Genomic DNA, 21,696 nt, shown 5'->3' on the forward strand with positions numbered 1-21,696 from the left:
CGAAAATGAATAAAACAGGTCCCATATATACAGAGGAAACAGTCTGTCAGGACTGTTATAAATGCATCCGTCAATGTCCGGTGAAAGCCATTAGTGTGGAAGACGGACACGCGGTAATCATGGCGGATAACTGCATTCTTTGCGGCGTTTGTGTGAATGCATGCCCCGTGGGGGCAAAAAAAGTGCGGGATGATTCCTCTTTTATTGAAGCCATGCTGGATTCGGATGAGCAGGTATGCGCGGCATTGGCGCCGTCTCTACTTGCCATGGATTCGGCGGGGCTCATACCTCCTCTTATTCCCGTGCTTGAAGATCTGGGGTTCGCAGCCTGGGCACGGGTGTCCGACGGAGCTGAGTGGGTGAATGCTCAGACCCCCGCAGCAGCTGCATTAAATGATGATGCTGATGTACTGGTCTCCTCCGCATGTCCGGCGGCGAACCGGTATCTCAGGCTCTACGGCAGGGAGGGTGCCCGTCTGGTGAACTTGCCGACACCCATGCTTGCCGCCTGTGCAGGATTGAAAGAGGACTATCCGCGGGTGGTATTCATCGGCCCCTGTGCGGCCAAAAAATGGGAGGCGGACAGTTTCCCCCAATGGGTTGACGGAGTTCTTACCCTGGATGAGCTTGAATCTCTTATTGAACGGCGCATGAACGGGCACACTGAAGCGCCAAACACCTCGGCTGCCCGTATTGGACCGGACGAATCCGATTCGGGACCGCCCGAAACCAATAGCGGCCAGGCCGCAGCCCATATTGGACTGGCCGCAGCCCGGCTGTATCCCAAACCCGGGGGAATGCTGGAATCTCTCAACAAAACCAGCAGGCTTCCCGAAGGATCCATTGCGATTTCCGGAGTGGACCGCTTCCAGGAATCTTTGGACGAGGCTGTTCTTATGGCTCGGAATCGTTCAGTGGAGAAGGGCCGGACGCATGGCCGTAATCCGGACGGCGGCCCGGTTTTTATGGAGATGCTTTCCTGCCGGGGAGGGTGTCTTGAGGGGCAGTGCGCTGCATCCAGGGCGGGGCAGCTGCGATCTTCCCGGGAACTGGAGATAATTGCGGATGGAGCCACGGGGGATGCCGGAGCTGAGAGCATGGCCGGAGCAGCCAGAGCAGCCGGAGCAGACAGAGCGGCCCAGTCAGACAGAACGGCCCAGTCAGACAGAACGGCCGGTTCTGATAAGCGGCGGTTTGAATCCGCCCGGGAAATTGATTTTTCTTCTGTCCGGGGGCTGAAAAAATTCAGGTGGCCGGAACTTGACCACCCGGTCACATTACGCAGGCACCCTTCTCTCGGCGATCCGGAAACAGACCTGAAGATCAGGAATTTCCTGGACTCCATCGGTAAACACAGCCCCGTTGACGAAAAAGATTGCGGCGCATGCGGCTACGATTCCTGCCGGGATTTCGCCTGGGCCGTTGTCCACGGTTTCGGGGAGAGAAACATGTGCGTAAGCAATCTGCGGATGGTGGCGGAGCGGAAAGCTAATGCCCTGCTGAAGACCATGCCCTGTGCGGTGGTGATTGTGGATGATCAGCTGGGCATCGTGGAATGCAACAGAAAATTCCTCCAGAATTTCCTTCCCCAGGCAGCTGAACTCCCCGGCAGAGAGCTGCAGCAGCATATTCATCAGGTGAACCTGGAACATATTATCGAGGACTGCTCCAGCTTCCGTCAGGTTCTGAAAAGCGGATCACCGGTGGAGGGTATCACCCTGAAAAAGCAGGAGCGGATCTATGAGCTCACCGTCTTTCCCGTGGAGAAGGAACGTACCGCCGGATGCCTGCTCCAGGATATTACCCAGCCCTTCGCCCGAAGGGAAAGCGTCATCCGCCGGGCGAAAACGGTGCTGGAAAAAAATGTACAGACGGTACAGCAAATCGCGTTTCTTTTGGGGGAAAATGCAAGTGAGAGCGAGCAGATGCTCAGGGCGGTGATCCAGTCATTCGGAGGCGGGGAACGGGATGAGTGAGCAGCTTTTCAGTGATATTGCCCTGTCCGCCACAGCGAAATACGGAGAGTCGGCCCGGGGGGATTGCTTTCTTTCCAGGCGGGACGGCGACGGATCAACTGTTGTTGCAGTGCTCTCCGACGGGTTGGGATCGGGAATCAAGGCGAATGTTCTGGCAACCCTCACCGCTAAAATCGCACTGGATATGTTCTGTTCTGGCGAAGATCTGCTTACAGCCGCCCGGCTCATCTATACCTCCCTGCCCACCTGCAGTGAGAGAAGAATCAGCTACGCTACGTTTTCTGTTGTCCGTTCACACGGAAACGGGGATGTGACGATTATTGAATTTGATAATCCTCCGGCCCTGGTGATCCGTAATCATGAGCTGCTGGACTTGGAGGAGGAATCATTTACGGTTCCCAGACCACGGGCTGCAGCGGCTACCATTACACGAAGAGTGCTTCATTCACGTCCCGGGGACCGCATAGTCTTTTTCAGCGACGGGGTGAGCCAGGCGGGTATGGGTTCGGATGCCCATCCTCTGGGGTGGCAGGATGTATTCCCCTATGTCCGGGGACTGCTGGATCATAATCCGGAGATCAGTTCCGTCGATTTGAGCCGGGCGGTACTCAGGAGGGCTGAGCGTCTGGACGGCATGAAGGCCCGGGACGATATCAGCTGTGCCGTGTTGCATGTGCGGCATCCCAGAAAAACGATTCTGGTTTCTGGCCCTCCGTTTCATCCCCAGGGTGATGGGTATCTGGCATCCCTGTTGAAGAGCTTTGACGGGAAAAAGGCCGTGTGCGGAGGGACTACCGCCCAGATCATTGCCCGGGAATGGGGCGAGAATGTTCATATGGACTTAAGCGCCCACACAGGAAGTCTGCCTCCCATGTCACGGCTGGACGGAGTTGACCTGGTAAGCGAAGGCATTCTTACCATTTCAGCATTGAAGGATGCTCTGGAGCAGGGCGACGATCATAGCAAGCCGCTGGATCCGCCGGTGGACCGGCTTCAGAATCTTCTGTTGAACAGCGACAGCATCCACATTGTGGGGGGGACCAGAATCAACGAAGCCCACCAGGACCCCAATATGCCCGTGGAGCTTGAGATCAGGCGGAATGCTCTCAGGTCCTTGGGAGAAATACTGAAAACCCGGTATCTCAAAGAAGTTGAACTTGAATTTATCTGATACACCCGGCGGCAAAATATGCGGCACACACCACCGCAGCCGGCATGGTTCGAATACCTGAAAGGGTAAAACGGCAATGAGAACAATATCAGAGTGGAGGAAACACGTGGATACACAAGACAGCAAAACCGGCAGCCGGAATATCAAGCTAAACCGGAATATCAACATAGACAATGAACAGCCCGGTTCATTGCACGATGAACAGAAGACTTCAGCCTGCATAGAAGTGGAGCTGTGCATGGGAACCGCCTGTCACGTTCACGGGGCGGCGGACCTTCTTCACCGGCTGAAAGAGCTTGAACAGACATATCCTCTTGAACTGCGGGCCGTCCCCTGTCTCAACAGATGCCGTCAGCGTGGGGCCGAGCAGCCGCCGGTTATCCGCATTAACGGAAGGCTGCACTTTGCACTGCTGCCCGAAGGTCTTGAAGAGCTGATATCTTCCGTACAGGAACACGATAACGAAAACGGAGCGGGGCGATGAGTCAGCGGAAAAACCGGAGTACCAGGGGCGCAAAAATCCGCCGTGAGATTTATCAGGGGATTGCCGAAAGTGAGCTGAAGAAAGATCCTTCCCTCCTGGACAGACTTGCATTTGATATGGAAGCAAGGAGCAGCGATACCGCCAGGTGCTGCAGTCATCACCGGAAAGCAGTGCTGAGAAGGAGGGTTGTGGCGGCCATGGGATACCGGCCATCCAGTATTGAAGAGTTTCAGCCTCTTTCCGGTCTGCCGGCGGCAGGCATCGGTGAACCGGCCATGGTGATTATCCCCGAGGCATGCAACAGCTGTCCTTCTTCAAGCTATGTGGTTACCAATGGGTGTCAGAACTGTGTGGACCGCAATTGCAGTCACCAGTGTCCGCGGGATGCCATAACATTCACCAATAGCGGAGCAGTAATCGATGGAGAGTTGTGCATCAACTGCGGCAAATGCGCCAAAGCCTGCAGTTTCTCTGCCATCATCCCCCGGAAATCTCCCTGCCTGGATGCCTGTCCCGCTGGAGCCATTCAGCGGGAAGGGGACGGCCCCGCAGTCATCCATGAAGAGAAATGCATTCAATGCGGACAGTGCATGCTTTCCTGTCCCTTTGCAGCCCCGGTTCCGGTGTCGCACATGCGGAATGTGGCCCGGGAGTTATCTTCGGAAAACGGCCCCGTGGCCCTGGTTGCTCCTTCGGTCCACGGTCAGCTTCCCGGTACCCGGGAGCAGTTTTATACAGGACTGGGGCGGCTGGGGTTTGCCGCGGTGTATGAGGTTGCCGAGGGTGCCGTTGCCACCGCAGAACACGAGGCCCGGGAACTGGGGGAACACATGAAGGCCGGGAAAGGCTTCATGACTTCCTCCTGCTGCCCCGCATACACAGAACTGGTGCGCACTGCCATTCCTGCCCTGGGTTCCAGGGTGAGCAGCACTCCTCCCCCGATGTTTTACAGCGCCCGAAAGGCGGCGGTGAAGCATGCCGGGCGCAGTCTGGTGTTCATCGGCCCATGTTTTGCGAAGAAGCTGGAAGCGCTGCGGGATGGATCAGCGGATTATGTGATCACCGTGGAAGAACTGGGAGCCATGCTGGTTGCTGCAGAAATTGAGCTGTCAGATCTCCCGGAAGAAGACTCTGCAACTCTTCCCCGGCCGCCGGAGTGGGCCATGGGTTTTGCACGGGCCGGAGGCGTAGCCGCAGCAATTGCCGGAATATCAGCCCGCCCCCCCGGAACCAGGAACATCAAGGGGCTGGACAAAAAGCAAAGCAACCTGCTGAAAGTCTGGAGCAAAAAACCCGAGCTTGCGGACACAGATTTTCTGGAGGTAATGTGCTGCCCCGGGGGGTGTGCGTCCGGGCCCGGAGTTCTCTGGGAGAACTGTGGCGATTAGCCTAACCGGTAGGTATGGGGGCGGTATCCGGGGTCGGAGTCCGCCCTGTCCATTTACGCTTTATTTAGATATCCTCGCAATAATTATATAATTAGACCCTTGCTTGTTTTATAGCAAAAAATTCACCTTTTTTTCAACATACCGGCACATCTTGGGGAGTTTTTACAATATATTTATTCCATGGAGTTCTCAAACCAGAAAACATGCGAAGAACAGCTGCGGAAACTCCGTATTGAGCTTCAGCTTGAACAGGAACATGCCCAGCAGCTTGAGCGTCTTTTAAATCACGACCCCGACACCGGCCTTCCGCAGCGGCATGTTCTGGTTCGGCGTCTTATGAAGATGGTCCGGGACAGCGGGGAAACGCCATTTGCATACGGAATTATCCGCCTTGACCGCCGATATCAGCGGATTAAATACACCCGGGACAGGATCAAAGTGCTGCTGTACATAACCGCTGAGCGTATCAAGTCCATTTTAGGCGAAGGAAACGTGTACCAGTCCGACCGGAGCGACGAGTTCCTCTTTGTCATGGAAAATGCGGAGAGCGAGCAGGCGATTACTGAAATTATAGAGGAAGTACAGACGGCGATTTCAGAAAAGCACAATGCTCCCGCCTCGGACCTGAGTTTCGGAAGCAATGTGGGAGTAGCGGTATATCCCTGGCATGCTCAAAAGCTGGAGGAGCTTGAAGTAAACGCAGAAATCGCCCTGGGTATTTATGAGCGCAAGAGAGAACAGGGCTTTCTCTACACTCCCGAGCTGGGGGAGAGGTTTCATGAGAACGAGGCCCTGGTGCATCAGATGCATCAGAGCATACAGGATGGGTTCAACGGCTTTTACGTGGTGTATCAGCCCATCATCGATACCGATAAAACCGTTATGGGCTGCGAAGCCCTGATGCGCTGGACGGTGCCCGGCTTCGGAGCCATTCCTCCGGCACGGTTTATCCCTCTGGCCGAAGAGAACGGGTATATCCGTTTCCTGGGTAAGTGGGTGCTCTACCAGGCTTTAAACCAGATCCGGCTGTGGCGGGAAACCCACGGTACAGATTTTTTCATGTCGGTGAATCTTTCCACCGTCCAGCTGGAAAGCCCCGAGATTCTTTCAGACATTGAAACTGCCCTCACAACCCTGGAACTTCCCGGCGAAGTCCTGCATCTGGAAATAACCGAAAGTTCGGTTATGGAAAATCCCGTGGAAATAACCTCCCGCCTCCGGGCAATCCGGGAGCTGGGGGTGAAGATTATGGTGGATGATTTCGGCACAGGCTATTCGAATCTGAATTATCTGCATCAGTTTCCGGTGGATACCCTGAAAATCGCCAAGGAGTTTATCGACGTGTACCCTGCCGACGGCGGCGCACGGGAACTGGTTCGGGCAATTCAGGGACTGGCGGAAAGCTTCGGGTTCAATACCCTGGCGGAAGGAATAGAACGTCAGGAGCAGTTCGATGCCCTGAAAACTTCCGGAGTGCATTTTATTCAAGGCTACATTTTCAGTCCGCCCATCGATCCTGCGGAATTCGAAGAAAAATATCTCATGTAGAAACTTTCATTCCCCGCACCGGCCCCCCGTGATCTGGAATTTGCATCCGGGGCGGAGTATACTCCCCCGCATGATAACAAAAATGTTTTACGAAAGAAAATCAACCGCCCGGCCCCACAGCCCGGCTCCCAACCTTGCACACAGCCCGGCCCGCCGCGGTATTATGTCAGCATTTCCGGTGTCCTCCCGGAAAACTCCTTTGGTTCTGGTACTTTTAACCCTTTTCCTCCTTGCAGCCTGTAAACCCCAGCCCCAGGGACCGGGGGACGAGTATTTCGGCAATTTCACTCCCGTGAACCCGGGAGCAGAATCCCTGGGTGCACCGGCGGACTGGTATTCCGACGCCCGGTTTTATCATATCTGGGTAAATGCCTTTTCCGATTCCGACGGAGATGGTATCGGAGATATTCCGGGAATCGTAAACCGCCTGGACTATCTTGAAGATCTGGGGATCAACGCCATCTGGCTGTCCCCCATCTTCGAGACCAAGGGTCAGGATTACCCCCAGGGCAATATGCACGGTTATGACACCACCGATCATTACGAGATCAACCCCTACTTCGGAGATACCGAAGATGTCCGCAACCTCCTGGATCAGGCCCATTCAAGGGGGATTCGTGTAATCTTCGACTTTGTTCCCAATCACGTTTCCACCCAGCATCCGTGGTTCCAGTACTCTGTGGAGAATTCCGGAGGCTACGGCGACTGGTTTGTGTGGGAATATGAGGATCTGGACAACTATTATGACGGTCCATGGGGGCAGGAGGTATGGCACAGGGCTTCCAACGGCCGGTATTACTACGGGGTGTTCTGGGACGGCATGCCCGACCTGAACTATGAAAACCCGGAGGTCCGGGAATCCATGGCCAGCGTAGTTACCCATTGGCTGAACTTCGGCTTTGACGGAATCCGGGTGGACGCTGTGAAGTATGTCTATGAACAAGACACCGACGATAATCCCAGAACCGCCCCCATCATGGAAGACACCGCCGCCACCAGAGAGTATTTCGCCGAGCTCCGGGAAAAGATTCTGGACCACTACGGCTACCGGGGATTTGGAAAGTTCATGGTAGTGGAAAACTGGACAAATACCGACAAGCTGGATACCTATGCGGAGTTCAACGGCAGGGCGGCAGCCCAGATGAGTTTCGACTTCGACCTGGGAGGGACAATTTTTTACTCACTCTCCGGCGGTTCGCCGGCTGCTCTTTCTTCCTATCTTTCCACCCGGGATTCCTACGACATGCCCTCCGACTTCCGTTACGGGAATTTTCTCTCCAATCATGACAATGTACGAAGCCGGCCCATGACTGAAACCGGCGACAATACGGAGACTGCCAAAATGGCTGCCGCCTACAACATTCTCCTTCCGGGGGTTCCCTTTGTGTACTACGGCAATGAAGTGGGGATGACCGGCGCAGCCGGAGATGACATCGATCTCCGCCAGGACCTGAACTGGGCCGATGTAACCAGTCAAACCGGCGATTCAAGCTCTCTTCTTGAATGGTACCGTGCCCTGCTTACCGCACGGAAAAACTATGACGAGCTGGGAGGCGGCCAGTTTACTGATGTAAGCAGCGAGGCTTCAAACGGAAACATCTTTGCAGGACTGTGGCAGGATGCAGCTTCAGATACGGCGGTCCTTTTTGTGGGCAACCACAATAGCAGCGGCGTAACTCCAGAGTCCATGAACCTTTCCGGCTATCTGTCGGGTGTGGGCTCCGGAGTTACCACCATTATCGGATCTGACAACGGTGCAGGATTTTCATCCGGCAGCTTCACAAGCGGAACCATCGCTGGCCGGACGGTGAAGGTGTATGTCCTGGGCAGCGGCAGCGAACCGGTGCTCCTCGCCCCATAAGCGCCGCCATCTTCCCGGGCGGGGCCCCGGCGCCTGCCGCTCCCGGGCTCCCACAGCCCGGCTCCTGCCTCCTGCGTGGCCGGCCCGCTGCCCGGCTCTAACGGCCCGGCAGCAGTCATCTTCCGAGGCGGCCCGCTTTTGTCAGTCCGCATCCGTCAGTCCCCAGCCCAGCGGCGGCGGCCGTGTGCCGGCCCCTTCACCGCGATGCTGCAGCGGCATCTGTGGAGGAATCAGTGGAAGAATCAGCGGCGGAATCCACAGAATCCACAGAATCCACGGAAATAATAGCCCCCTGTTCTGACTCGATGCGATGTGAAAAGGAATGCCACTGGGCCTGCCGGGTTTCCCGGTAGGCCTGCCTGATGAAACCTTCGCCCCGTTCCCGGACCCGCACACCGTCTTCCGCTGCTTTCTGTTTCCCTGTTTGGTTCTTCGGTTGTTTTTCTGGCCGTTCTTCTGGCCGTTCTTTTGGTTGTTCATCTGGCCGGGGCTGCTGTTTGTGTGCCGTTTTCAGAAGATATGTTCCGTAGGCATAGAGGGCGGGAATGTAGGTGTTCAGATATTTGGGCTGGCGGGATTCTTTTACCGCTTTTGCATAGAAGGCGGCGGGACTGATGAACTTCAGACCGCTGAGCCGGGCAATGTACTTAATCTGCTTCAGGCCGTTCTGTGGGGGCAGGCCGCTTTTTTCAAGAAGTTCGCCCAGAGCCAGGAAAATTCTGCCCCGTTCGGCGTCATGCCCAAGTATCTGATTCAGTCTCACCAGCTCCACTCCCAGTTCCAGGGCACGGTCCGGGTTGTCCATCCGGACATGGGCGGCAATCAGGTAGGCCAGGGGATATCCGTAGTAGGACTTTAATCCGATTTCCTGGAATATGCGGTATGCGTCCTGAAGATAGCTTAAGGCCTGGGGATACTCATGCTTCTTGTATGCGCTTGCTCCCATGGCGAACTGGGCCCAGCCCACCGCCGGAGCTTCCTCGATTTCCCGGGCGATGTGCCGTGAGCGCCGGAAGAAGTCGATGGCTTCGTCAAACGCTCCCTGCTGGTCCTTGATGGAGCCCATATTCACCAGAGCCGCCGCCAGACCGCTTTTGTATCCGATCTGGGAATAGCTTTGTAAAATTGAGCGGAAACCTTCCTCCGCCTTATCCAAAGCACCCCGGCTCATGTGTATCTGACTGAGATCGTACATGGGGTTGGAAAGCTCTCTGACAGCATTCAGCTCCTGGAATATTTTCCGGGATTCCTCATACATGTTCACCGCCTGCTCAACTTTTCCGGTGCGGTTGTAGACCTGGCCCATGTAGTATAAAACCTGGCCCTCTTCCAGCCGGTAAGATTTTTCCACGGCGATGTCCCGGGCTTCAAACAGCCGTGTCAGTGCTTCGGCGTATTGCCCCTCCCGCATATGATTCTTCGCAAGCTCGATCCGAACGTTCACTTTCTCCCGGGTGATTTCCCGGTAGCCGGGATCCTGGAGGGCTTTTTCAAGATATTCACCTGCTGATACCGCATCTCCTTTGCGGTAGCTGATTTGTCCCAGCATGGAAAAGAAGCGGTGGTACAGTTCGTTTTCCCCGGCGATGGTTGCCACCCCCAGTCCCCGTTCGAGCTCACCTTTTGCGGCGTTCCAGTCGCCGGTAAGCTCAAATATCCGGGCTTTTTCCAGGTGAATCCGGCTGCGTTCACCATCGGAACGGCTCGCGGATAGAACATTGTTGAAATATGACAGGGCCGCTTCATTCTGATAGTTCTGCATGGCCTGGGTACCCGCAAGTTTGAAATATTCCACCGCCCGCTGGTTTTCACCTGCTTTGGCATAATGGGTGGCTTTTTCTGCACTGTAGTCCGGTTTTTTTGGATGCAGGAGGGTGTAGGCCTCCGCCGCCGAGGAATGCAGCTTCTGCAGCTGTTCATCGAACTGAAGCTGATACAGGGAATCCCGAAGGAGAGGGGTATGGAAAACCCAGAACTGCTCGTTGTCCCGGTGAACGATCCCCCGCCGCTCAAGCTCCCTGAGGTTGGCGGCAAGCCCCGTACCCAGGGCTTCACTGAGCATGTTTTTCAGCACCCGGCCGTCAAACCGCTGCCCCAGTACCGCCATGTAGGGCAGCAGATTTCTCAGCCCGGCGGGAAGGCGGTCAATCCTGCTGAGTATGAGGGCTTCGATATTTCCGGGCATAATCCCCATATCGAAATCTTTGAGTTTTAAATACCCGCCACGGCGGTACACAAGGTTTTTCTCATCCAGGAACCGTAGCAGTTCTTCAATAAAAAGAGGGACTCCTGCGCTCCGTGCCTGAATAAAGCTGTTGTATGATTCGTCCCCCCGGGCGGATGTCCGCTCCTTCACAAACTCCTGAATCTGTTCCCTGTTCAGCGGTTTCAGTTCCAGATTGTGTTTTGCCGGGATGGTGAGGGTGGAGAGAAAGTCATGTCTGCGGGACAGAAACAGCACCGACAGAGGCAGATCCTGGCTTCGGGAAAGGAGCCGGTCGAAAAACTCATGGGATCCCTCGTCCATGGTATCTGCGGAATCTGCCACAAGGAGCAGGGGGGTCTGCATGCTTTTCAGAGAATAGTAGGCAACAAGAGCTTCCAGATTTCTCCCATGCCGGGCCTGGGAGTCCAGTTGGTAATAGTCGTCATTTTCATCCAGGAACCCCATGAGAGAAAGAAGAGGCTCCCTGCTCCGTACAAACTCATTTCTCAGGTAATCCGGGGTGTGCTCATCCATCATGCTCTGTTGAAGCCCCTGAACCCAGCCGGAGGCCTGATCCTCTCTGGAGGCTCTGAATTCTTTCAGAAGCTGTTCCTTCAAAGGCTCCATGTAGCGCTTTACCAGGGAGGTGAATGAAAAATCCAGTCTCTGCAGCTTTGAAGTGGCTTCCCGGGGTTCCTTCCACAGGGACTCAAGGAGGGCGGTTTTTCCGATTCCCGCCTCTCCCTCTATTGAGACTGCTCCGAAAGATTCCCCTCTGCCGAGGCGGTCCAGAAATGAGGAGAGCACGGTGAATTCTTCATCTCTGCCGATCAGCCTTTCATGGGATACTCCGCTTTGCTTTTTTTGTTTCTGCAGCGAGGATATTTCCATGGCCCGGTCAAAGCCCTTGAAGCTCCGGCTGCCCGACGGTTCAAAGTCATACTGATCCCGGAACTTTCCGGCGGTTTCATCGGGAATCAGGATGGAGCCTTCGTTCCCGGCCATGGCCAGCCGGGCGGAAAGGTTCACAACCCTGCCCAGTGCGGTGTAGGTTTTCCTCAAAGGAGCGCCAACATAGCCGGTGAACGCCCTGCCCGAGGCCACTCCCATCCGGAAGGAGTTTCCGGAATCTTCGGATCTCAGGGCCAGGGTAAAATCCAGGGCCCGCCGGGCGTTGTTCTCCGTGGCCGCCGGTGCGCCGAAGAGCACCAGCACTACTCCCCCTTTATCGCCGGAATCCACCATGCTGATGTAACCGCCGAACATCCGTGCCTGCCGGGATACGGCGGTGAATGCGGCTGTGGGATTCAACACAGATTCGTCATAGGAGATGAACACGCTGGTAATATCACGGAATTCACCCCGGTCGTTATCCGGGAAAAATCTGATTGGAGCAAAATCTTCAAGCTGTTCCGGGGAGGGTGAGGCCTGAAGGGCTTCCCGGGTTTCCCCGCTGAGGGGAGTTTCCTCCGTCCGTTCCGCCCCGGTAAAATTGTGGGTGAGACGGAGAAACCCGCCGGCAAGCTCCTCTTCCGATACGGCTGAATTCCTGTCAGCCGGTCCGGAACCCCGGGGCTCTGCCCGGCGGGAGCTGGAAACCCGGGCTCCGGGGCCAACTACCACTTCCCCGGCCCGGCAAAGCTTCTCCGCTGCAGCAGCCTGATCCAGGGCCGGTCCCCGGAACAGGTAGCCTTTCCCCCCGTCACCGGTGAATATCCTCCACTGAATTTCCCCTCCGCCGATTCCGATTTTCACCTTCAGCTGGAATTCCCCCCAAGGGGTGGTGTGCAGCGGATTATGATAAAAGTACGCCGACAATTCGCCGGCACAGGCAGCGGCGGATTTTTCCACCCCGCCATCCTGGTCTTTGGATTCAAACACCACCGTGAAGGCATCCCCGGCAAATGTGCTCACAAATCCGCCGTGGGCGTAAACGATGTCCAGCAGGGGTGCAAACACCGAGTTGATAATCCCCGAGAGCTGCTCCGCCCCGGCTTTACCGTGGACCATCAGCGCCTCGGTCATGGCGGTGAACCCCGAAATATCCAGAAAAATTACTGCCCCGGGGAATGTACCCCGACGGTTTTCCTGAAGATCCTGATGTACGATGAATCTGGGTATAATATGCATGGTTTACTCTCCAGCGGACTCCGGCCAGTCTTTTTTGGGAGCCACAAATATTCCAGTGAAGACGGAGGAAATTACCGCCAGTCCGGCGGCTATGAACATGATAATACGGAATACCTGCACAAAACTCTGACGTATTGCCAGTTCACTCCGTTGTTTCAGAGCAGGGGAAAAACTGTCGGGCACCGGGGTTGCCGCAAGTTCATCGCTTTCTTCCAGAAGCAGCTGAATCTGGTCTTCGCTGATGGCTGCAGCCGCAGCCTCCATGGAGTCCGGAACAACGGCTGATGTATCTCTGAGAGAAGCCTCCAGACTGGCGGAAAAGACCAGCAGTGCGACCATTCCAAGCAGAGCGGTTGCGATCACCCCGGCAGCACGGGAAATGGCGTTATTAATGCCCGATGCGATCCCCGCATTGGAGCTCTGCACACAGCCCATAACCGTGGAGGTAAGGGGCGATACCACCAGCCCCATCCCTGTGCCCAGAAGAAGCACTCCGGGAAAGTACGACCGCCAGTAAGCTCCAACCCCCGCAGTGATTCCGGGAATTCCCAAAAGAATGAAGCCTCCCGCCACCAACAGCGGACCGTAAAGAAGGAAGCGCCGGGGGCCGAACCGGTCGCTCATTCTCCCCACCCATGGACTCATGGTCATGAGTAAAATGGAGAATGGAACGAAAGCCAGCCCCGACTGCAGTGCGGTGTAGCCCTGAATCTGAATAAGATTCAGGGGGAAGAAAAACAGAGCGCCCCCCAGGGCTCCGTAGAGCATGAGCGTAAGAAGATTGGTGCCGCTGAAGGTGGGGTTTGAGAACAGTTTCAGCTTCACCATGGGCTCGGGGCTCCGACGCTCGATGAATACAAACAGGAACATGCCGGCGATCCCCGCCAGGAACAGAATTGCGGGAACCAGGCTCCGGGGACTGTCGATCCCCAGCCGTCCGATTTCGGTGGCACCGAATACGATGGCTCCCAACGCCATGGTTGCGCTGAGAGCTCCGGGAATATCGGCCCTGCCGGTGCGGGTTTCATCCCGGCTTTCGGGAACTTTCATCAGCAGGACAGTCAGCGCCAGGATTCCCAGGGGCACATTTATGAAGAACACTGCCCTCCAGAATCCGATATCAACAAAAAAGCCCCCGAGCACCGGACCCAGAATGGATGTCATGGTGGTAAATGCCGACCAGATCCCGATGGCCTGTCCCCTCTCTGAGGATGGAATGCTGGCGGAGATAATGGCCAGACTCCCGGGCACCATGAGAGCACCCCCAAGACCCATGAGCGCACGGTAGGCGATCAGGGCATTGGTGCTCCCGGCAAACCCCGCAAGCACCGATGCACCGGTGAACACCCCGATTCCCGCGGCGAACACCCGCTTGCGCCCGTGCATATCTCCCAAAGCACCCCCGATGAGGATGAGAGCTCCCAGAAACAGCTGGAAAATATTTACAATCCACAGCAGGTCGGCGGCGCTGGCTCCCAGATCCTCCTGAATGGCCGGAAGGGCGCTGTTCAATGCCGACTGACTGATGAAGGCCATGCTGCTGGCGCTGATAGTGGCAAGAAGTATCCAGGTTTTTTGCTTCATTCTGCCTCCGGAACGGATCTCAATAATATGTGATTGCAGATACAGCTGCAAAAAATGCAGTGCACAGAAGCTTGTGAAACTGAAAATTCCGGAAAATTTGGTCCAGATATGGTGGAGTGATATTTCCACCCCACTACCTGGAGAGGCGGTTCCTACCGCCCTGTGAAAATCCATGTTTTTTCACAAGCTTCTGTGCACTGTCCAAATATAAAAATAAAAAGATGTATCTACAAATAAAACCGGATCTCACGGGCAATACTCGGATATCTTCCAGTATAATGCAAATTGCCGGCGGCCGGAGCTTCCCGGGAAATTTCTTCCCGCAGTGGCAGGATGTGGAAATCCGCAGCGGCAGCTAGCCGGGGGATTGGAGCGGAGCAATCGGCATATTCCATTTTACCTGAGAAAATAACCGTGCTACTATCGGAGCTATGAAAAAGGTATATCCGGTCCATTCGACCTCTCCGATTTTGGTAATGATGATATTGTTCGCAGCCCTCCTTCTTCCGGGCTTCAGCTCCTGCGCCCTGCAATCCGGTGCAGGATCCCACCAGCCCCGACTCCAGCTCACCGGGGATGCCCTCCGCATTACGCTGGATGATCAACGGCTCATTCTTCAGGCCGTCGAGGATGATATGCTCAGCCTGCGCTGGGATGATGAGCGGCTTTCCCCTGCGGAACGGGAGTTTCTGGAGGCGCAGAGGATGCCCCTCACCGGGAATTCCGGTGATCCGCAGATGGAAGTACAGTCGGAGCTGCGGATGATTGACAGATACCGGGCTGCAGCCGGGAAATTTGAAATTGAATCCAGAACCGGGGGAGTGGATGTGTTCCGCAACGGCGAGTACCTCTGGGGGCTGGATTTTACCGGGTTCGGGCATGCCTCGGATTTCCGTTTTCAGACCGGGGAAAACAATACCCTCTACGGGCTGGGGGGCGTGGACGACGATATCCGTCTCAACGGCCTCTCAAGGCGGCTGCGCAACGAGTCAAAATACGGTGATCACACATATCTCTATGTGCCCTTTATTTTCTCCCGGGACGGAGACGGATTTTTCATCCAGGGGCACATACAGGATGCCATGGGCTTCGGTTCCGAAGCTGATGGAAGCTTCCAGCTGAACCAGCAGCTGGACGAGGGAACTCTTCTGTACTGGCATGAAGCGGACACCAGACAGCTGGTGCGGCGCTTCTATGAACTGGGAGGGGACCGTCCTCTTGCGCCGGAGTGGTTCTACGGCTACATCCAGAGCCGTTACGGCTACCGGAACCAGCAGGAGGCTCAGGAAGTGGTGGAGGAGTTTGCCGTCAGAAATATTCCCCTCTCCGCCCTGGTGCTGGATCTCTACTGGTTCGCCCGGATGGGTGACTATGACTGGGACGAAGCGAACTGGGATTATCGGGAACTTGACCGCTTCCTGGAAAACCGGGGGGTGAAGACCGTGACCATCACCGAACCCTATGTGCGGGAAGACGCCCTGATGTTTCAGCCCCTGGAAGATATGGGCGCAATGGGAGCAGACCGTGAGGGAAATACCGTCACCTGGAACTCCTGGTGGACGTTCTCCCAGGCCAAGGAAGGGGGAATTATCGATATATTTGCCCCGGGAGCGGAGGAATATCTCGCCCGCCAGTATCAGAGAATGAAAGAACAGGGAATCGACGGATTCTGGACCGACCTGGGCGAACCGGAAGAACGGCCCAACGAGATCCTCTTCGGAGGCGCACTTCAGGACCGGAGCAAGCGTATCCGGGGCTTCCTGGTGCATAACTACTACAACCAGCACTGGTCCCGGATCATCGTGGATGCAATGAAGGAGATTCAGCCCGGAACCCGCCAGGTGATTCTCAGCCGCAGCGGGAACTGGCAAAGTCCCTCCCTGGGAGTATCGGTGTGGACCGGGGATGTACAAAGCAGCTGGGAAGCACTGGCCCAGCAGCCCGCTCAGGGAATTACCGCCGGGCTCACCGGCTTCCAGCTCTGGGGGCACGATGTGGGCGGCTTTATTGCCCGGAACGGGATTCCCGACGCCGAACTCTTCCTCCGCTGGAACCAGTTCGGACTCTGGTCGCCGGTGCACCGGGCCCACGGATCGGGAAGCCCCCGGGAACCCTTCATTCACGAGCAAAGCAGCGAAGATCCGATGGCCCGGCTGACTGTCCAGTCGGTGGTGCTCCGGGAGCAGCTGAAGACATTCTATGAATCCCTCCACCTTCAGAGCATCCGGGAGAATCTGCCCATCATGCGGCCCCTGTTTCTGGAATATCCCCGATGGGAACAGGCCTGGAATATCAGCGATGCATACATGCTGGGGGAAAGCATCTATGTGCAGCCGCTGACAGCCCCCATGACCCGGCTGGAAGAGTTTTCCCTCTCCCTGCCTCCCGGCCAGTGGTATGACTTTTACAGCGGCAAGCGCTATGTGAGCGGCGGGGCGGATGTGACGCCTGAGTATGAGCCGGTGCTGGAGACCATTCCGGTGATGCTGTCCCCCGGGGCGATTATGCCCATGGATTCCCCCAGAGGTTTCGGTTCCCAGAGGGAGCCCGCCCGCCGAAACCGGGGAATTGTGACCCTGGTGCCCCATGCATCCGAAGGGGGCGAATCGGAGTTCGTATGGCTGAAAAGCGACGGGGAGTCCAGTGTGGACATGGGCGCAGAACCGGAGAGTCTTCCCGGCGTGCATTTTCTTCTTCGGGGGGAAACATTGACCATGCGACTCACCGGCGGGTATGCCGCCAATCCGGAAACAAGACTGAATCTGGAACTGCGGGTGCCGGCGGAGGTTCCCGGTGCCGGCGGGGATGAGAGCTGGACGCTTCAGGGGGCGTATTACACCCGGGAAGTTCAGCTTTCCCCTTCCGCTTCGGAGATTGAGGTTGAACTGGCATCGTCGGGAGAGTAGGCGCATCCTCCGATGAGCATGCAAGCCGCCGAGGTTTTGAGAGAATCAATCTGAAAACCGCCATTGCGAATGAGGGCAAGTGTGTCCCGGTCCAGATGGCAGTTTTCGGCGATTTTCCTCCACAGGGGAGTGAAGATGGTCTGAAAACGCCGGATTCCCGGGCTGCATGAGGCCACGTGTTCTATGAACAGATATCTGCCGCCGGGTTTCAGCACCCGGCGGATCTCCGCCAGTCCCCGGGAAACATCCGGCACGGAACAGAATACCAGAGTGGCGACGACGGTATCGAAGCTGTTATCCGGATAATGGAGTGACTGCACATCGGCGTGATCAGCAGCACAGCACTCTTCCATGAGCTGCAGCGGTTCATAGTCGGTGAACAGCAGTTCGCTGAGAGCATTCATATTGTAATAGGGCCGGTTATTCCCGGTACCCGCCCCGATCTCCAGAACCCGGCCCCGGGCACGGGAGATGATTTCTTTCCGGTAATTCCTCAACCCGGCATGTTCCAGAGGTCTCATAAAGCTGTTGTATAAAACGGGCGAAAACTTCATGCTGTATAAGTATAAATGAAAAAGCCCGGGCATGGCAGTGTGTAATGAAGCATCCTGTCACCGGAATCCGGACTTCATGCACCATGCAAGCGCCTATTCGGGAGGAAAGTATGAGTACGCCGATATATACGGAAAACGAAATCACTGAGGTCCGACCTCTTCTTAATGAAGACGGAACCATCAGTGCTGAAGGCTGGTCCCGCCGGCCCCTGTGGCAATACTCCCGGGATGCGGTGGCCGCACCCTGGTTCCGGATTAAGGAGTGGGACTACTACTATGTAATCTCTCCGGAACTGAAACGGGGAATCACCTTCACCATCAGCGATTTGGGCTATGCAGGGCTCATCGCCCTGTGCTGGGTGGATTTTGAGAAGGAAGAGGTGCATCAGTTGGATACCATCAGCTGGTTTCCCCGGGGCGGGATATTCCACCCCGAAACCGCCGGTGCTGCAGGGGACAACCACCGCGGCAGGAGTGAGCGCAGCCCAGGAGGTGCCCGGGCATTCAGTCCCGACTCCGGCAGGGTGAGTTTTTCCAATGATGATATTTCCCTGAGCTTTGAAGCGGTGGACGGGCAGCGGCGGATCCGGGTCAGCGCACCTGATATGAAATTTCCCGACGGCAGCAAGGGGCTGGAAGGGGAGCTGGTGCTTAATCAGCCCCCGGAGCTGGAAAGCATGAACATCGCCACATCCTGGAAGAAGAACCGCAAACGCTTCTACTACAACCGCAAAATCAACAACATGAGCGCAGCGGGGACCATCAGGGCGGGCAGGCGCAGCTACTTTTTCCGGGATGAAGACTCCATGGGCGGCCTGGACTGGGGGCGGGGAGCCTGGACCTACAAAAACCGCTGGTTCTGGGCATCCATGAGCGGGCGGCTTGAGGGTACACCCTTCGGGTTCAACCTGGGTTACGGCTTCACCGACCGAAGCCCGGCCAGTGAGAACATGCTCTTTTATGACGGAAAAGCCCATAAACTGGGGGAGGTCAGGTTCGAGTTCGATCCTGAAAGCTACTACCGTCCCTGGTCCATGAGCTCCTCCGACGGCCGGCTTGAGCTGGCCTTCACCCCTGCGGTGGACCGAAGCTCCAGCACCAACTTCCTGATTATCCGCTCCGTTCAGCACCAGGTATTCGGATACTTCAGCGGCATAGCCGTTCTGGATAACGGCGAAAAACTCAGCTTCCGGAATATGCCGGGGTTCGCAGAGGATGTGTTTAACCGCTGGTAACAGGCGGGAGGGCAGAGGGATCAGTTTTCTATTGCCCTGATATGTGATTCACCGTTATTATCCAGGTTATGCATGTCTGTATAATTTTTCCCCGGGGGCAGAAACATTTCAGCCGATTGCCGGGAAGCCGCCGGTTTGGTATCGGCGCCCTTGTCATTTCTCTTCTCCCATTTCTCCTGCTGAGTTCATGTGCAGATCCCCTTGCCTGGCCCGAGGCTCCTCTCTATTCGCAGGATACGGTCAGCAGGCTGCAGGGTAACCTGGAAGAGTTAGCCGCTGAAAACCCGGGGTATACAGCCCCGGAACAGATATCCACCGAAAATGATTACCCGGAAAGCCGGGAAGAAGCGATAGATGCAATACGGGGCAATTACGGGCATTTTGATGTTGTGGCGTATCAGGACCGGTCAACCAAAACACCCATGAACAGTTTCATCGTTTCCTACGGATATACCGAATTCGTCCCTGAACCGGTACATGGGGATATCCGGCTCGTACAACAGAACAGATTTCTCTTCGCTGACTATATTCTGAACCAGGGCGGAGTGGAAACTTCCTTTGATCCTTCGGCCGTTCAGGCCATCAAACCCCGAAATTCCCGGGTCGAGCTCTATGTTGAAGACGGATTGTGGAGAATGTACCGCCCGGAGACGCCGGTGCTTCTGGGCGTTCAGGGCGATCCTGATATATCACTCGAACAAAACATTCAGGCGGGCCGGGCCGCAGGACTCAGCGATGAACGGCTTTTTCCCGATGACGACGGGGATGGAAACCCCGGCGTAACGGTGAAGTTAAAAATTGCGGGAATCATCCATGGTGAGTTGTACATCGCTCGGCGGGAGATTTACCGCAACCATCTGACCCTTCACCCCGGAGGCATTATATCAGGACATGTTGAAGACCTGTCGGAGCAATATGTCATAGATGCGAACATGAAAATTCTCCGGCAACAGTCTGAAAGTCTGCAATTCGGCGGACCGGGCCTGAATCCCATCTACCTTATCCCGCTGAACCGGAATATCAACAGTGCAGAACAGCTTCTTGAGATCAGGGACCGGATATTTCCCCCGTCGCCTGAATTTGTCCGTAAATAACACACGGCACGCGCCGCCGGGAGGCGAATGGAGGATTCCCTGGAACAGATCGGGAACGGGCTTGAAAGCCCTGAGCAGGTGAAGAACCTGTGGTCGAAAACCTACAATACGGACGGAAAACCGGATTGGTCCCATATTTTTCCCTATTATGATGATGCCGTCGTTTTTCACGATTCCATTCAGCGGGTGGAAGGAATTGATGAGTTCAAGGCTCTGTGCAACCGCCTCACTGACCGCTGCAAAGAACTGAAGATGAACATCATTACCGTGGTGATGGCCGAGAAAGAGGTCTTTCTCCAATGGGAGATGACCATGATGTTTAAAAAGTTTCCCAGCTCCACCCTCTACGGTACCACCAAACTCAGCCTGAACGGGAACGGCAAAATTATTCATCAGCGGGATTATTACGATTTATGGGGAGATATTTTTGATAATATTCCGTGGATGCACCACAGGTACCGCCGCTTTATGCGGAAAAAATTCGGTTGATTACAGGGGGCGGGGATGTTTCCGTACATTAAAGAGTACAACATGGCCGACATGAAGAAAGTTATCGCCAATGGTAAGCGCAAACCCCTGGAGAGCACCGAGTCCATGAAAGGACGTCTATGCATCATTACCGGGGCAACTTCCGGGGTGGGGAAGGAAGCTGCCAGGAGGCTGCACGGCTATGGTGCGGATCTTGTTGTGGTGAACAGAAATGACGACAAAGCCGAGGCGCTGATCCGTGAGATTCAGGCAGAAAGCTCCGGCGGGGGCTTTATCCGGCATATTCGGGCAGATTTTTCCCTCCTGGAAGAGACTCGGCATGCCCTGGGCCGAATTCTGCAGCTGTTGGAAGATATGAAGCGTCCCCTGGACGTACTCATACATAACGCGGGCATTCACATGACACGGCGTGAATTAACCGTCGAGGGCCATGAAAAGGTGTTCGCCGTAAACCATCTTTCTCCCTTTCTGATCACCCGCAGTCTGCTTCCCGTATTCGAAGAGCAGAACAGCGGAAGAATTATACTGGTAAACTCCCAGGGGCACAGGTTTTCCGGACTCCGCCTGGATGATCTTGATTGGAGCAAGCGGCCCTACATCGGTCTGCGGGGCTACGGCGCCGCAAAAACCGCCCAGCTGTTGTGCTGTTGGGAAACCGCCGATGCCCTGTCTGCCTCCGCTTCCCGGGTGAGTATCAACGCCATGCATCCCGGAGCGGTGCGCTCCTCGGTGGGGATGAACAATGGACGGCTGTACCGCTGGTTCCAGAACCGCATTGTACAGCCCGGTCTGGATGATCCCGAAATTTCGGGGATTGCACTTCACTGGCTTGCCTCGGACCCTTCCCTGGACAATGTGTCGGGACGCTACTTTAATCTCACCACCGAGGAGAAGCCGGCCCCCCATGCCTTGGACCGGGAGGTTGGAAAGAAGATCTATGACATGAGCATGGAACTCACCGACGCCTTCCTGCCGTCCACCCGGTTCTGAGCCCTTTCCGCGCCGGAGCGGGCAAGGGCCCCTGATGACTGCTGAGGCACTCAGGCCGGCCAGGTCAGGACAGGAGGGGC

The 21,696-nt window shown here is 55.9% G+C and carries 14 protein-coding genes; 11 read left to right on the top strand and 3 right to left on the bottom strand.

Annotated elements, in window-relative coordinates; genetic code table 11:
• Nucleotides 1-5: 5 nt before the first annotated feature.
• The 6 genes from L21SP2_RS16755 (at nt 6) to L21SP2_RS02615 (ending at nt 8,428) form a co-directional block, all read left to right on the top strand.
• Complete coding sequence (locus L21SP2_RS16755) at nt 6-1,976, top strand: [Fe-Fe] hydrogenase large subunit C-terminal domain-containing protein (protein WP_053335556.1); 1,971 nt, start codon at nt 6-8, stop codon at nt 1,974-1,976.
• Nucleotides 1,969-3,147 (top strand): SpoIIE family protein phosphatase, encoded by a 1,179-nt coding sequence (locus L21SP2_RS02595; RefSeq protein WP_024266908.1) that lies wholly within the window; start codon nt 1,969-1,971, stop codon nt 3,145-3,147. Before L21SP2_RS16755 ends, L21SP2_RS02595 begins: the two co-directional genes overlap by 8 nt.
• Before the next feature lie 106 nt (nt 3,148-3,253).
• Nucleotides 3,254-3,631 (top strand): NAD(P)H-dependent oxidoreductase subunit E, encoded by a 378-nt coding sequence (locus L21SP2_RS02600; protein ID WP_024266909.1) that lies wholly within the window; start codon nt 3,254-3,256, stop codon nt 3,629-3,631.
• Nucleotides 3,628-5,019: a [Fe-Fe] hydrogenase large subunit C-terminal domain-containing protein gene (locus L21SP2_RS02605; protein WP_024266910.1), complete on the top strand. Its 1,392-nt coding sequence runs from the start codon at nt 3,628-3,630 to the stop codon at nt 5,017-5,019. Before L21SP2_RS02600 ends, L21SP2_RS02605 begins: the two co-directional genes overlap by 4 nt.
• A 180-nt stretch (nt 5,020-5,199) precedes the next feature.
• Nucleotides 5,200-6,567, top strand: coding sequence for a putative bifunctional diguanylate cyclase/phosphodiesterase (locus L21SP2_RS02610; protein ID WP_024266911.1), 1,368 nt, complete (start codon nt 5,200-5,202; stop codon nt 6,565-6,567).
• An 82-nt stretch (nt 6,568-6,649) separates the two neighbouring features.
• Nucleotides 6,650-8,428: an alpha-amylase family glycosyl hydrolase gene (locus L21SP2_RS02615; protein WP_024266912.1), complete on the top strand. Its 1,779-nt coding sequence runs from the start codon at nt 6,650-6,652 to the stop codon at nt 8,426-8,428.
• 196 nt (nt 8,429-8,624) lie between these two features.
• On the opposite strand, the gene L21SP2_RS02620 is transcribed toward L21SP2_RS02615, so the two are convergent.
• Nucleotides 8,625-12,764: a tetratricopeptide repeat protein gene (locus tag L21SP2_RS02620; protein WP_024266913.1), complete on the bottom strand. Its 4,140-nt coding sequence runs from the start codon at nt 12,762-12,764 to the stop codon at nt 8,625-8,627.
• A 3-nt stretch (nt 12,765-12,767) separates the two neighbouring features.
• On the bottom strand, nt 12,768-14,348 hold the full coding sequence (locus L21SP2_RS02625; RefSeq protein WP_053335745.1) for an MFS transporter: 1,581 nt from the start codon (nt 14,346-14,348) through the stop codon (nt 12,768-12,770).
• Between the two features lie 476 nt (nt 14,349-14,824).
• Here L21SP2_RS02625 and L21SP2_RS02630 point away from each other — a divergent pair, with 476 nt between their 5' ends.
• Nucleotides 14,825-17,254: a glycoside hydrolase family 31 protein gene (locus tag L21SP2_RS02630; RefSeq protein WP_024266916.1), complete on the top strand. Its 2,430-nt coding sequence runs from the start codon at nt 14,825-14,827 to the stop codon at nt 17,252-17,254.
• Here L21SP2_RS02630 and L21SP2_RS02635 read toward each other — a convergent pair.
• Nucleotides 17,197-17,808 (bottom strand): class I SAM-dependent methyltransferase, encoded by a 612-nt coding sequence (locus tag L21SP2_RS02635; RefSeq protein ID WP_169730410.1) that lies wholly within the window; start codon nt 17,806-17,808, stop codon nt 17,197-17,199. The two genes, L21SP2_RS02630 and L21SP2_RS02635, sit on opposite strands and share 58 nt — an antisense overlap.
• A 110-nt stretch (nt 17,809-17,918) precedes the next feature.
• On the opposite strand from L21SP2_RS02635, the gene L21SP2_RS02640 reads away from it, so the two are divergent.
• The 4 genes from L21SP2_RS02640 to L21SP2_RS02655 all read left to right on the top strand — a co-directional run bounded on the left by L21SP2_RS02640 (nt 17,919) and on the right by L21SP2_RS02655 (nt 21,616).
• Entirely contained in the window at nt 17,919-19,043 is a 1,125-nt protein-coding gene (locus L21SP2_RS02640; RefSeq protein WP_024266918.1) for a DUF2804 domain-containing protein, read from the top strand.
• Between the two features lie 68 nt (nt 19,044-19,111).
• Entirely contained in the window at nt 19,112-20,137 is a 1,026-nt protein-coding gene (locus L21SP2_RS02645; RefSeq protein ID WP_024266919.1) for a hypothetical protein, read from the top strand.
• A 27-nt stretch (nt 20,138-20,164) separates the two neighbouring features.
• Entirely contained in the window at nt 20,165-20,626 is a 462-nt protein-coding gene (locus L21SP2_RS02650; RefSeq protein WP_024266920.1) for a nuclear transport factor 2 family protein, read from the top strand.
• Nucleotides 20,627-20,641: 15 nt separating this feature from the next.
• Nucleotides 20,642-21,616 (top strand): SDR family NAD(P)-dependent oxidoreductase, encoded by a 975-nt coding sequence (locus tag L21SP2_RS02655; RefSeq protein ID WP_024266921.1) that lies wholly within the window; start codon nt 20,642-20,644, stop codon nt 21,614-21,616.
• Nucleotides 21,617-21,696: the final 80 nt, after the last annotated feature.

This window comes from Salinispira pacifica (genome assembly GCF_000507245.1).
In the GTDB taxonomy this organism is placed as follows: Bacteria; Spirochaetota; Spirochaetia; order DSM-27196; family Salinispiraceae; genus Salinispira; species Salinispira pacifica.

Coding starts and splice junctions, on each gene's coding strand:
- L21SP2_RS16755 (WP_053335556.1), top strand. CDS start 6: ATGAATAAAACAGGTCCCATATATACAGAGGAAACAGTCTGTCAGGAC.
- L21SP2_RS02595 (WP_024266908.1), top strand. CDS start 1,969: ATGAGTGAGCAGCTTTTCAGTGATATTGCCCTGTCCGCCACAGCGAAA.
- L21SP2_RS02605 (WP_024266910.1), top strand. CDS start 3,628: ATGAGTCAGCGGAAAAACCGGAGTACCAGGGGCGCAAAAATCCGCCGT.
- L21SP2_RS02610 (WP_024266911.1), top strand. CDS start 5,200: ATGGAGTTCTCAAACCAGAAAACATGCGAAGAACAGCTGCGGAAACTC.
- L21SP2_RS02615 (WP_024266912.1), top strand. CDS start 6,650: ATGTTTTACGAAAGAAAATCAACCGCCCGGCCCCACAGCCCGGCTCCC.
- L21SP2_RS02620 (WP_024266913.1), bottom strand. CDS start 12,764: ATGCATATTATACCCAGATTCATCGTACATCAGGATCTTCAGGAAAAC.
- L21SP2_RS02625 (WP_053335745.1), bottom strand. CDS start 14,348: ATGAAGCAAAAAACCTGGATACTTCTTGCCACTATCAGCGCCAGCAGC.
- L21SP2_RS02630 (WP_024266916.1), top strand. CDS start 14,825: ATGATGATATTGTTCGCAGCCCTCCTTCTTCCGGGCTTCAGCTCCTGC.
- L21SP2_RS02635 (WP_169730410.1), bottom strand. CDS start 17,808: ATGAAGTTTTCGCCCGTTTTATACAACAGCTTTATGAGACCTCTGGAA.
- L21SP2_RS02640 (WP_024266918.1), top strand. CDS start 17,919: ATGAGTACGCCGATATATACGGAAAACGAAATCACTGAGGTCCGACCT.
- L21SP2_RS02645 (WP_024266919.1), top strand. CDS start 19,112: ATGCATGTCTGTATAATTTTTCCCCGGGGGCAGAAACATTTCAGCCGA.
- L21SP2_RS02650 (WP_024266920.1), top strand. CDS start 20,165: ATGGAGGATTCCCTGGAACAGATCGGGAACGGGCTTGAAAGCCCTGAG.
- L21SP2_RS02655 (WP_024266921.1), top strand. CDS start 20,642: ATGTTTCCGTACATTAAAGAGTACAACATGGCCGACATGAAGAAAGTT.